The 11809-nt window shown below is 32.5% G+C and carries 11 protein-coding genes; all 11 read right to left on the bottom strand.

Annotated elements, in window-relative coordinates:
• Window positions 1-19: 19 nt before the first annotated feature.
• A complete protein-coding gene (locus SB689_RS07735) occupies window positions 20-544 on the bottom strand; it encodes a hypothetical protein (RefSeq protein ID WP_410691552.1) in 525 nt (174 codons plus the stop codon).
• Complete coding sequence (locus SB689_RS07730; RefSeq protein ID WP_410691551.1) at window positions 519-1670, bottom strand: hypothetical protein; 1152 nt, start codon at window positions 1668-1670, stop codon at window positions 519-521. Before SB689_RS07730 ends, SB689_RS07735 begins: the two co-directional genes overlap by 26 nt.
• Window positions 1671-1726: 56 nt before the next feature.
• Complete coding sequence (locus SB689_RS07725) at window positions 1727-5452, bottom strand: hypothetical protein (RefSeq protein ID WP_410691550.1); 3726 nt, start codon at window positions 5450-5452, stop codon at window positions 1727-1729.
• Window positions 5453-5475: 23 nt separating this feature from the next.
• Window positions 5476-7173, bottom strand: coding sequence for a hypothetical protein (locus SB689_RS07720; protein ID WP_410691549.1), 1698 nt, complete (start codon window positions 7171-7173; stop codon window positions 5476-5478).
• Between the two features lie 11 nt (window positions 7174-7184).
• Window positions 7185-7817, bottom strand: coding sequence for a leucine-rich repeat domain-containing protein (locus tag SB689_RS07715; RefSeq protein ID WP_410691548.1), 633 nt, complete (start codon window positions 7815-7817; stop codon window positions 7185-7187).
• Window positions 7818-7828: 11 nt separating this feature from the next.
• On the bottom strand, window positions 7829-8452 hold the full coding sequence (locus SB689_RS07710) for a leucine-rich repeat domain-containing protein (protein ID WP_410691547.1): 624 nt from the start codon (window positions 8450-8452) through the stop codon (window positions 7829-7831).
• 301 nt (window positions 8453-8753) lie between these two features.
• Window positions 8754-8924: a hypothetical protein gene (locus SB689_RS07705; protein ID WP_410691546.1), complete on the bottom strand. Its 171-nt coding sequence runs from the start codon at window positions 8922-8924 to the stop codon at window positions 8754-8756.
• Window positions 8925-9107: 183 nt separating this feature from the next.
• Window positions 9108-9326: a hypothetical protein gene (locus SB689_RS07700; protein WP_410691545.1), complete on the bottom strand. Its 219-nt coding sequence runs from the start codon at window positions 9324-9326 to the stop codon at window positions 9108-9110.
• Window positions 9327-9400: 74 nt separating this feature from the next.
• Window positions 9401-10438: a patatin-like phospholipase family protein gene (locus SB689_RS07695; RefSeq protein WP_066753659.1), complete on the bottom strand. Its 1038-nt coding sequence runs from the start codon at window positions 10436-10438 to the stop codon at window positions 9401-9403.
• Window positions 10439-10626: 188 nt separating this feature from the next.
• The gene (locus tag SB689_RS07690; protein ID WP_410691544.1) at window positions 10627-11127 is read right to left on the bottom strand and encodes a M15 family metallopeptidase; all 501 of its coding nucleotides are present in this window, start codon (window positions 11125-11127) and stop codon (window positions 10627-10629) included.
• A 145-nt stretch (window positions 11128-11272) separates the two neighbouring features.
• Complete coding sequence (locus tag SB689_RS07685) at window positions 11273-11779, bottom strand: hypothetical protein (protein ID WP_410691543.1); 507 nt, start codon at window positions 11777-11779, stop codon at window positions 11273-11275.
• Window positions 11780-11809 lie beyond the last annotated feature (30 nt).

The raw sequence follows: 11809 nt of genomic DNA, 5'->3' as shown, positions 1-11809 counted from the left end.
TATTTTTTAACTAATGATATCAACTTTTCTTTCTTTGAATACAATTTTTCATTTCATAATTCGAAATATCAAGTGTATCAGCCTTTTCGATAATGGTTAAAGGACAAACTTCATCAGTACCATTATGCTGATGACCTATTCTAAATGCATTATTGATTTTAAGACTTTCATTGCTGCCTTTAAAAACGATAGAATCAGAATATACCGTATTAAATTGTTGGATAATTTCTAGAGAAATAACGTTGTTTTTATTTTTTGTATAATTAATTAATAGAGGAATGTTGTTTGCTACTTTTTTTGTCTTTATGATAACTTTCTTTTTATTTGCATTTTTTAATAAAATATCAAAATATAAAAAGTCGTTCGCTTTGTGCTTATCCCAGTTATCTTTTGTAATATTTATTTGACGCTTTCCAAAATCGTTAAATTCAATCTTGAAATTAAGATTGTCTCTATGATGATCGATTTTATGATTTTCTTTACATGAAAAAATGGAAAACATAATTAATAAAATTAAACTATTTTTTGTTTTTACATTGGTCATAATTCATTACCTTTTTTAAAATATTTGTAAATAATTTTCTGTCATTAAATCCGTTAGGAACTTCCACATAACCATTAATTTCCCTAGAAACAGTTAAAACATCATCTTTATCAGCATATTGATTTATATTTCCCGTTTTAGCTCCAATATTTTTCCAAAAATAGCCCGATGCTTGACATGCAAAATTAATTTCTTTTGCTACCTTTGGAACAAACTCATCTAAAGAAGATTCTATTTTTAACGCTTTTTTAAATTTTTCATAATTATAATCGTGGGTTAACTGTATAAGTCCCCTTCCCCTATAAAAAGCACCACCATGAACATTTGAGTTGGGATTTTTTTCATAAGTTATTGTAAATCTTTGAGTTTCATGATAGCATTGAGCTAAAAAATGTATTTTTCTAATACAAGTACTTATATCATAATCCTTAAAGTTAAAGGTTTTATTAAGAGCATTAGAAAAACTATCAAAGCTAGCATCTTTAGGATTTATTTTCTCTGGATAATCTAAATTAAATAGGTTTTCATGTAATTGGTCATACATAGTGATATCTACATATTGTTTTTTCCCATTTTTTAATATTGCATTACCTTTTGTATCTCTAATTAATTTACCGCTTTTCATAAAAATTTCTTCTTTTCTTAATCCAATTACAATATTTTTTAATTCATCAGGGGTCATATTTCTATTACAAAAACAAGCTTTTTTATTTGAAACAACTTGCGGAAAATTTAAGTTAAATTTTTGACTTTTTGCTGAAATATTATTACAAGTTATTGTGGCTTGAAATATATTGCCGTCATCATAAAATTCTTCAGTAAAGTTTTTATTTTTATCAAATTTTAATGTTATACCAACATCTGTATTTTTTGCAATTTTAATATTTGTTTTTGGGATAGCATTGTCATTTACATAATCATCCAGTTCATCAACATAAACTACTGCTAAGTCATCATTTAAGTTTCTAGCAAAAACCTCTAAACGTAAATATATAAATTTATCATCTTTTGAACAAGATGTATATTTAATGCTTAAAGATTTTTGCTGAGAATTATCAAAACCTTCAGTATTGTGTAATCCTAATGCTCCAATTTTATCTCTTATTAATGGTTTAATTATACTCATTTTTTTAATTTTTAAAGTTAAAAGATTGAAATAGCGGCTTTTAAACCGCTATTCTTTTATTGAGCTTTTGCAAGTGTACTGTCACCTTCTCCGGCTTCCATTCTCAAATCTTCTTTAAAGAATGAGCTTTCAAATTCCAAATCCTTAGGATTTTCACAGTTCTCAGGATGATCTTCTGGGAAGATTGGTAAAGGTTGGTTTACTTTTAATCCTACAGATTCTGCTTGTAAAATTGTTAAAGTAGTTGGGATTCTGGTGATCCAGTATTTCCCTTGAGCTTCGCCTGTTGGCTGTCTCAATTCATCTACAATAGACATATACATCGGATCTCCGATTACAGGAACTTCACCACCGTTCCAGATTCTTCCGGTTGTTAAGAAGAACTGAACAGCATCTTCGAAGCCAGGATTAACAGTTACGATCACTCTCGCCATACCTGCTTGTAAGAAACTTCTGAATAATGGATCTGTACTGTTTGACAAATACATTTTCTGCCACTCGGTACGATTTGCCCAATAATAAGGATAGAATGTATAATCCATAATGCTCCATTCAAAAGCCTGCTCCATAAACTTGGCTAATGCTGTGTATTGATCAAGATTATCATCTAAAATGACACTGAAATCCTGCATTGTTTTCGCACTGTTTGTCATGTTTTTACCCAAAGCAGAATAGTCCTGAAGTAAGAAAGCAATACAGTTATGCTTAAGAATCACATTCTCCATATCACGATAGAAAATAGATACTTTTTCCTGGTTTTCTGCTTCCTGCTCTTTAAGAGCTGCTTCTAATTCTTTTTGCTTTTCTAAAAATGCAGCATATGCATCTTGATATGCTTTAATAATTGCATCAAAATTTTCCTGTTTCCAAACAGCCATATATGCATCGGAAAGCTTACATGTGACTTCAAAATTGAAGTTGATAGAATCTATATTATGCCCTTGATATACAAAATCATAATCTCCTGTTACATTTTGAGGATCATAATCTACAATGAAATCATCAGAATCAGAATAAGTTTCAAGAAGTAAAGGCATAGAGCCGGTAAAGTTGCTTGCATATATTTTTGCGATACCTCTTACGTCCTTTTCATATCCATACCACATTTTTATATGGCTTGCCTGATAATTTGTTGGAATACTAATTGTAATGTGTTGATATTGATTATTTCCATCTAACTTCAGCCAATGAACACCAGTGGTAAACTTCTTTGTGGCTTCAACAAGTTCGGTCAATTTTACATTGTAATAACTTGCCCAATATTGTAGTTGATCTAAAGTTGCAGTTTTAGCATCTTTCATTGTTTGTGGAGAAGGTGCTGTTCTTGGGTCGATTGGTGCGGTTAGTGTTTCTGTAGCTGTAGCTGCCATTGCTAAGCGGTGAAGTTGTGCAGGTTCAGGAATCATGAATTCAAACATGGTACGTTTCCCATAGTTGTAAATCTGATTCTTCATCTTTTTATCAACCCATCTGTAAACTCCTGTAATATGCTGTGGTGCAGCTCCACCTTCTTTACCTCTGTTATCAAACTCATGAACATTAGTTTCAGTAAACTCTCTGATAACTTTCTGAATACGTTCTTTATTAATTTTCGTCAAAACTCGCTCCATAGCACGCTCAGTAAGTTCTTGAGATTTAGAAACGGCTTGTCTGGTACTATCATGCTGAGCGGAGTTATTAGCGTAGCTTCCCCCAACTTCAAGCGTCCAAGCTTTACCACCCGCTGTAAACGATGTATGTGCTTCAATACTTTGTTGTTTCTCTAGTTCTTTTGCAACTTCTGTCTGCATTTCATTCCTTTCAGTTTTTGTAGTATCTGAAATTTTTTCAGTTTCAATTAATTCTGAAGTAGTATCGGTGATCTCTGAATAATCTCTTGCGACAGAAGACTTATGACGAAGTTCGCTTGCCATGACGTTTTCAATATTAGAAACTTCGCCCGGAACATATGCGTGAACACTTTGTTCAACTTTCAAATAATCTGCAATACCCAATCTTTTCACCCCGAAATGTTTAGGGAAGAAAGTTCCAGGCTGAGGAGTTTCACCTCCTTCTCCAGGATTTTCAGGTTCTTCAACGGTGATTTCTTCTGAATATAAAATACCGGTATAGGGTGAGTCGATAAGTATATCTGTATGCTCTACAGTTGCTTGCTTACCATTATTGAAGAAGATTTGAATTTTTAATGATCGAATTAATTTTCCAAATTTATTAACTAAGATAGGAGGGAACGTTACCTTATTATCTACAATTGGAATATTAGAATATGTTTCTTCAAAAGTTCCAAAATCTGTAATACCCGTTACTTTTGCCGAACCTAAGCCATAAGAATTACTTTCTGCCTGATAATAGAATGTAAGGGAAGCAGGCGCTCTGGATGCAATCGAATCATAACTTGCTTTTAGATAATATGTTCTTGAAATAATTTGTGAAAGATTACTTCTGGAATTACTTACAGGAACTAAAACATTTCCAAGGTTAAGATATTTCTGTTCTTGAAGTGGTGATTTTTGAAATAATAATTGCGTGTTTGCTGATGATTCTTCATCTAATTTTTCGAAAACCTCAACATAAGTGTCGTAGAAATCAATCATCTCGACGGTCACATTTCCTAATTTTAATTTTCTGTCGGATAATACTGTAATATTTGAGAAATCAAATCCATCGGTAGGTATTTCTCCGCTTTCAAGTTCTGTGAAAATATTTACAAATAATTTTAAAGAATCTAATGAAAGTTTTGCTTTAAAATCTCCAAAGTTAAGTTGATCTTTATACACAAATTCAAAGGGTGGAATTTCTAATGGCTGAAGTGCTTCATACAATTCATCAATTTGTTCCTGCGTCATTCCTTCTGTGATCTGAGATTTTATTTGTCTCAGCTGCGAATTGTAAGCATCGATCTCATCTTTGTATTGTTCTTTGTAAGCTGCATAAGCTGTTTCATAAGCTTTGTTTTTCGATTTGACATAAACAACTTGAATTTTTTCTAATTCAGCCTTTAATTTTGTAAGACCTTCTTTTTCGAAATTCAGCCTTGATAATTCTGTAATTTTATCACCTTCGGCGGTTAACTGATGTTGAATTGAAAGTGGAAGGGCAGTCCCATTTATTACACCATCTGTAATTTTAGATACATTTACTTGGAATGCATTCTTTGTAGAACCAGATCCTGATCCTGGATTAGAACTTACACCTTCATATCCGTCGCCAAAAAACTCCATAGGTAATACAACTCTTGCTTCCAAAGCCTTAGCTTTTAAATCTTCTCCATTAATCTTTATTAATTCGGGAGTTACTGGTAAATCACAAGCATATCCAAAATGAAGCGCTTTTAAGATATGAACCAAGGCTTCTTTTACATAAAAATTGTTTTCTGTGACCGTTTGATACATTAAATTATCCCAGATTGCAGGAACTTTAGCCTGAATACTTGCAGTATTATATAGGCTTTTTGCAGTATTTTCGTCAGCAGTAGAAATTATTTCTCTTTTTGAAATTTTTCTACCAATTTTTAAAGCTTCTGATAAATCTCCTTCCTCAATTTGCAATTCAGTTTTATAATTTGTAGTGTCAAAATTTTTTGAAGCACGTTCAACGGCTTGAAATTTCGCAAGTGCCGTATCATTAGGATTAACGACTGAACTAAACGCACTTGGAAGTTGAGAAGATCTTAAAATAAATCCTAAGTTATCTTTTTTAGTTTCTGTTAATTGTGGATTTCTTAAACTTACAAATCTAAAAAGAGTTTGTGAAGCGTTATTTTTTGTTTCGTTTGTTATCATTTTATATTTGTGATTTTTATTGATTAATCTGTTGTTTTGGTATATTCAAGAGTAAGGGTAAATGAGTCAATTTGAGAATAATCTATGGCATTGACATCTTCAAATGCAACCATATTTGATTTTAAAGTAATAAAGGTTACTCCTCTCCAATGGTTTCCTGCAAAAGCGAAATCTCTAGCCCACCATTCTGTAAACATCTGATTAGAAACGATTACTTCAATATCAGGAAAGTCCGTTGTAATATCAATTTCCCCATTTGAAGGTATTGTATCAAAAACAACGGTCTTTCTATAGATGGGTTTATCATTGATCCATGTTCCTCCTGTCTTCTCTTCATGAGTAGAATAAGAATGTTTTTTATCTACATATTTCTTTTGAACATAATCAAGCTCTTCCAAGTTTTTCGTATGATCAAACTGTCCTATGATACCCCTTCCATCAGGTTTATAACATGCAATAGTAAATTCACCTTCAAGAGTTGTAATACCTGTCTTAGTCATGCCTGCTGCGCCTGCTGCTCCTTCCATAAACTTTATTGATGAGCTACTCATAACAGTTTCGTTGCCTGTGGCATCTGAAACAAATACATATCCGGCTGAAAGTCTTGTGCTACCAGAATTGTCTTTTATAAGGATATTTCCTGTAACAGGTTTTGTATCTTCTGTTCCTGTTAGTGCAATATACTCTACCTTGTTTTCCCACCCAAAAGTTCCATCGGGCTTTGCTACAATGTTTTTGGTGTAATTGCTATCTGCAGAAGGCATTTTTCCTGAAGTAACTGAAAATACACCATTGATATTTACATATCTGTCAACAAAATCTCCTGAGATTAAGGCGTCAGAAACAGTTACATTAGGAGTTGAAGATGAAGAGTGGATATATAATTTGTTTGAGAAAATAGAACCGGAAAAATTTGAATTATTTCCTAATATTAAATTATTATTGGATCCTGACCCAAGAACTCGTCCTGCGCTATATCCAATAATATTATTAAAATTTATTGAGTTACCTGAACCTGTACCTGCGTTAGTCCCAATCACGTTATTCCCCTGAGCGTATAAGGAATTATTAAATGTATTAAACCCAATAGCAATATTTTCATTTGCACCTAGTGCGTCTTGCATTGCATAGTGTCCTAATCCTATATTACCTAACCCACTTGAATCAGAATTATTCATAACTCCTTTTCCTATTCCAATATTGTCAGTGCCCAGTGGTGTAGCATAAGCTCCGATTGCAATAGTATTTGTAGCATTGAGGTTTACATCTTTTGATTGATTTCCGATCACGATATTCTCAGAAATATCATTTCCTCCAAAATATATTCCCTGAATTTTAATATTCTCTGATGTTTCACTTCCTCTTTCAGTAACTTTTTGTAGTGTGCCAACATCACCTTGAGTAATATCAACATATCTGGTTCCCGTCCATCTATAAAGCTTGTCATTGTCTGTAGTAATATAAATTTTTCCGGCTTCACCCTGTGCAGGTAATGCAGAAAGAGAATTAAATTCTAGTACATCATCAACATAACTAGGAAGCTGTGCTGCAGGAACTTTTCCGTTCACTAAGTCTGCTTTTTGAGATAAATCAATGTCAATTTTATCTGAAGATATTTTTTCGTATTTATGCCAATAAGAATCTTGCCACTCCCAAAATTGTTCCTGATTAGGGATGTCTCCGTTCTCGAAGTATTTTTTTAATTCTTGTTTTGTTTTCATTTTAATATAATTTATCTGTATGTGATTATTGCTGTTTCTGGTATACCTGCATTGTTTAGATCTAATCCTATTGGCGCAGAAACGGTTTGTAATGATGGAATCGTAAATGCTCCCTGACCAACAGAAATAACAGAGCTAGGAATAAATAATTGCTTAATGATAGTTGCTCTAGGACAACTAAATGCATAACTTCCAATTGTTTCCAATCCGTCATTCAGCTTAATGCTTTCTAAAGAATCTGTTCCATTAATAGTGTTTGCTTGATTACTAAAAGCGGAGGACTCAATAGTTTTCAGTGTTGATGGTGTTATAATGTTTTTAATATTTTGGCTATTGAATGCTCCTAGTCCGATTTCTTCGAGTCCCTCATTAAATGTAACTTCGGTGATTTGATATGACATTCCAGTAAAAGGATATGCCCCGCTTCGAATTTTTTTAGTATTAGTAGGGATATTTAAAGATATAGATGAACCTAATAATTCATCATTAATCATAAATGGGATGATTTTTTCAATAGAATCAACAGAATTTTGAGATATTTTTTCCTCTTTATGCCAATAAGAATCTTGCCATTCCCAGAAATGATTTTGTGTCGGTATATCTCCGTTTTCGAAATAAAGTTTTAATTCTTGTTTTGTTTTCATTTTAAGATAATTTATCTGTATGTGATTATTGCTGTTTCTGGAATACCTGCATTGCTTAGATCTAATCCACTAGGAGCCGAAATGGTTTCAAGAGAAGGGATATAAAATGCATTTAGTCCCACAGATTTTACGGAACTAGGAATGTATAAATTCTTTAAACTTGAACTGTTAAATGCATAATCTTCAATTATTTCTAATCCTTCGTTTAAAATAATCTCATCTAGAGAATCAGAAGAATTGTTGATATTCGCCTGTCCACTAAAAGCACCATATCTAATAATTTTTAATGTCAAAGGCATTTTGACTTTTTTTATACATTGAGCCCCAAAAGCAGATCTACCGATTTCTTCAAGCCCTTCATTTAAAACAACTTCTCGTACTTGATATAAAAAACCTTGGTAGTTGTATGCATTATTTGCTATTTTTTTTATAGTATCTGGAAATGTAACTGATAAGAAAGATCCCATAAATTCGTCGTTGATAATTAATGGAACTACCTTTTCAATATACTCAATAGAATCTTGAGTAATTTTCTCCTCTTTATGCCAATAAGAATCCTGCCATTCCCAGAAATGATTTTGTGTCGGTATATCTCCATTTTCGAAATAGAGTTTTAATTCTTGTTTTGTTTTCATTATTTTTGATTTGGTTAATTAAATATTTGAAGGCTCTTTTTATTAGAGTTACTTCAGATTGTGCCTTGTTTTTTAAGTGGTTTCTGGCGAAATTTCCCACATGGATTTTTAATTTTTCATCTTTATTGTAATTTTTAGTTCATTAGGTTGTTTTTTAAACACAGTTCTGGCTGTTCAACATTTTGTGAATGGTGAATTCAAAGGCGTTTTGCGAATTTTAATTGATTATTTGCTTGTGTTTTATTGTTACTTCAAAAGTAGTGTTGAGAAGCGACAGAACTTGACGTGTTTAAAGTTTTTATTAATAAATTTCTTCTTCTAAAATATCATTTTCGAAATCTTCTCTGAAAAAATTTTCAATATCATCGAGATAGTTTTCATAGTCTATCTCTGCGTTTTCGATGTCGCTCCATTCTACGGTGTAGAGCTCTTCATCAAAGGGTATATCTGGATTGTGATTTGGTGCTTCCATGTCTTGTGTTTTGGTAATTTGATTAAAATTTGAACATATTTCTGGCTGTCCAGCATTTATAAATGTTGAATTCAAAGGCGTTTAAAAGTTTTTAAATGATTATGTTTTGTGTCTTTGTTTATACTTCAAAAGTAGTTCTCAAAAGCGACAAAACTTGACGTGTTTAAAATATTTTCGAAAAATTTATGATTTTCTTTTTAGATATTTTCTGATCAGAATAAAAAACAAAATTGAAATAAAAAATGTAATTATTCCTGAATATAAAACATTTCCAATCGGCATGTATTTATGTCCGTCATCTGTAATTGGAGGATTTAAAAAATCAAATAATAAATATAAAATGACATAACCAAAAATGAAAAATAATGTACTCATAAGAAGAGATGCGAATGTTGCTTTCATTTTGTTATTCATTTTTAATTTAAAATCAAATATAATCTAAAAAGCTTATAATGGTTTGTTATAAGTAAAAACGCTTATATTTTATTTCTGATTAGTTTCTGAACGATTTGGTTCAGCGTTTCTCTGTTGTCGTCAATGTAGCTTAGTCCCGCTTGAATAAGATTTTCGATGTTTGATCTTCTTACGTTGTCCATTCCCGGAGAAGCATTTTTTAAGGATGGATTTAAACGATAATAATTTTTCTGATTTCTTAAACCTAAAGTCTGAAACATTTGACAAAGCTGATAATCAACGGTTTCTGCGTTGGCGGACATTAAAATATCAATAATTGGATTTACCCAACCAATTTTTCCGGCTTTTTCCATTTTTTTAAAAGAATAAGGTCTTGCTTCAATTCCTGTTCCGATTGAGACAACGATCATATCGTTTACCATTGGATGATTAGCTTTCTGATGATTCTTCAAAACCTCAGCAAACGGAATTTTTCTCGCTTCTGCGTAAGCGCAAAGAGCGGGATTATTAGCAAACATTCCACCATCAATTAAGCTGAAAATTTGTCCGTACATCGATTTTATCTGAACCGGACTAAAATAAGTTGGCGCCGCTGAAGTTGCTCTACAAACGTCTTTTACATAAAAATTATCTGTACTGATATTGGCTTCCCAGGAATTAAAAAGTTTTGCTCTTCTGTTTTCGATGTCATAACTTGTTATTAAACAGGGTTTTATTAATTCTTTTAATTCAAGATGACCAAAAAAGTCGTTCAGGTTTTTTTCAAGGGCTTCCTGAGAGATTTTTTCATTAAGCAAACCGAAAGGATTGATCAATTTCTCCCAAAAAGAAACTTGAAATATGTCGCCACCTTTTTCAGCATATAATTCCAGTCCTTTTTGGATGGAATATTTTGCTTTTCGGTGTTCATCGGGGCAAAGAATAATAGACGCAATCAGTCCTCCTGTACTGCTTCCTGCCACAAGATCAAAATAATCTCCAAGTTTTGCGCTTGGCTTATCATAATACTGAAGCTGCTCTTCTATGTAGCGTAGAATAATACAGGTGATAATACCTCTTATTCCGCCTCCGTCCAAAGAAAGAATTGTTGTCTTTTTCATGATGTTTTTGGTTGTTTTTTTTAACTTATTTACAATTTTAGATAACGAAACCAACAGTTTTTTATAATTAACTGTTGGTTTTCAGCATTAAAATATCATTGCTTTTAATGTTTTTCTTGTAAAGTAAAGGTAGGCGGAGGAGGCGACAGAACGTGTCGTATTAAAAATAAATTTCAAATAAAAGAGAATTAAATTATGATATAATTTGATTTATCCCGAGCCATTTTTGCAAGCGTTCTCCAGCTCGTTTTTATCACGCCTTTTTTTGTTGGAATGCTCTTTTTTTCAAAGTGGGGAAGGTCTTTGAAGGTTTTCCAGTTTCCGCCCCAGTCCCAGCCGTATTTGGCGAAAATTTTCACACATTCGTACCAATCGGCTACTTTGTCGTTATCCCAGTCTTTTACGGTGTCCCAGCTTGCTGTTTTTCCGTCGATCATTAAGCAAATATCAACCGCAAGACCGTAATTGTGAATACTTTGTCCGGCTTTGGCATTAGTTACTTTTTTCCCGCTTGTAATTCTTCCGATGGCGTATAGTTTTTCCTGTTCTTCAAAGCTTCTTAACCCTTGTGTGATTCTTATTTTTGCCCTTCCGGTAAGGGCTTCATCGCAGTCTTTAATGATTTGTTTCACTTCCTCCCGGACGACGGGGTGAAGTTTTTCTATTCTTTGTAAAGTCACTTTATCCATAATATAAATTTTGTGGTTTTGAAAAACAAAAGTAGGCCTGAGGTGCGACAAAACTTGACGTATTTTTTATAAATATTATTTCATTGAAATGGTATTAAAAAAAAAAGGTTACCCAATCGAGTAACCTTTTTTGTATAAATTAATATTAAATATCTTTTACAATGATGGTGGTTTCATTTGTTGTGGAGTCATAATACCATTTAGCTTCTGTAACTACACCATGTATGTAATCCTGAGAAGTTGTGTCGCCACAAAAATGTTGATCTCCCATAGTAAAATCAGGATCACCGGTATCGAGTGAAGTTCCTGCAACTTTGGTTTTAAACCAATAAAAATGCCAACGCGTAAGATTGCCCATAGTTATTAGTAAACCTGAAGGTACAGGCACATTCATTACGGGAGTAGAGGTTCGAACTGCCCATGAATTGATCGGTGGGTTAGCTAAGTTACTAAGATTAAATGATTTTATATCCACCATTGTTCCTGCCGGAACTTTATAAAATGTAAATACTTCAGGAGTACAGTTTGTAAGATTATTAGCAAATAATCTTCCTTCAATATCATAACTTGAGTGGTTGTAAATATGCAAAATCCCTTGCGCTGAACTTGTAAAACCTAAAAATAATGCAATAAGATATATTAGTTTTTTCATATAAATAAATTTAATAATTATTGATGTTTT

The sequence above is a fragment of the Chryseobacterium sp. SIMBA_038 genome, assembly GCF_046535115.1.
Lineage (GTDB): Bacteria > Bacteroidota > Bacteroidia > Flavobacteriales > Weeksellaceae > Chryseobacterium.
The sequence above is the reverse complement of the archived record's forward strand: the minus strand, read 5'-3'. Positions and strand labels throughout refer to the sequence as shown.

Excerpts from the sequence above, each read along its gene's own strand:
- SB689_RS07735 (WP_410691552.1), bottom strand. The coding sequence starts at position 544 with ATGACCAATGTAAAAACAAAAAATAGTTTAATTTTATTAATTATGTTT.
- SB689_RS07730 (WP_410691551.1), bottom strand. The coding sequence starts at position 1,670 with ATGAGTATAATTAAACCATTAATAAGAGATAAAATTGGAGCATTAGGA.
- SB689_RS07725 (WP_410691550.1), bottom strand. The coding sequence starts at position 5,452 with ATGATAACAAACGAAACAAAAAATAACGCTTCACAAACTCTTTTTAGA.
- SB689_RS07720 (WP_410691549.1), bottom strand. The coding sequence starts at position 7,173 with ATGAAAACAAAACAAGAATTAAAAAAATACTTCGAGAACGGAGACATC.
- SB689_RS07715 (WP_410691548.1), bottom strand. The coding sequence starts at position 7,817 with ATGAAAACAAAACAAGAATTAAAACTTTATTTCGAAAACGGAGATATA.
- SB689_RS07710 (WP_410691547.1), bottom strand. The coding sequence starts at position 8,452 with ATGAAAACAAAACAAGAATTAAAACTCTATTTCGAAAATGGAGATATA.
- SB689_RS07705 (WP_410691546.1), bottom strand. The coding sequence starts at position 8,924 with ATGGAAGCACCAAATCACAATCCAGATATACCCTTTGATGAAGAGCTC.
- SB689_RS07700 (WP_410691545.1), bottom strand. The coding sequence starts at position 9,326 with ATGAAAGCAACATTCGCATCTCTTCTTATGAGTACATTATTTTTCATT.
- SB689_RS07695 (WP_066753659.1), bottom strand. The coding sequence starts at position 10,438 with ATGAAAAAGACAACAATTCTTTCTTTGGACGGAGGCGGAATAAGAGGT.
- SB689_RS07690 (WP_410691544.1), bottom strand. The coding sequence starts at position 11,127 with ATGGATAAAGTGACTTTACAAAGAATAGAAAAACTTCACCCCGTCGTC.
- SB689_RS07685 (WP_410691543.1), bottom strand. The coding sequence starts at position 11,779 with ATGAAAAAACTAATATATCTTATTGCATTATTTTTAGGTTTTACAAGT.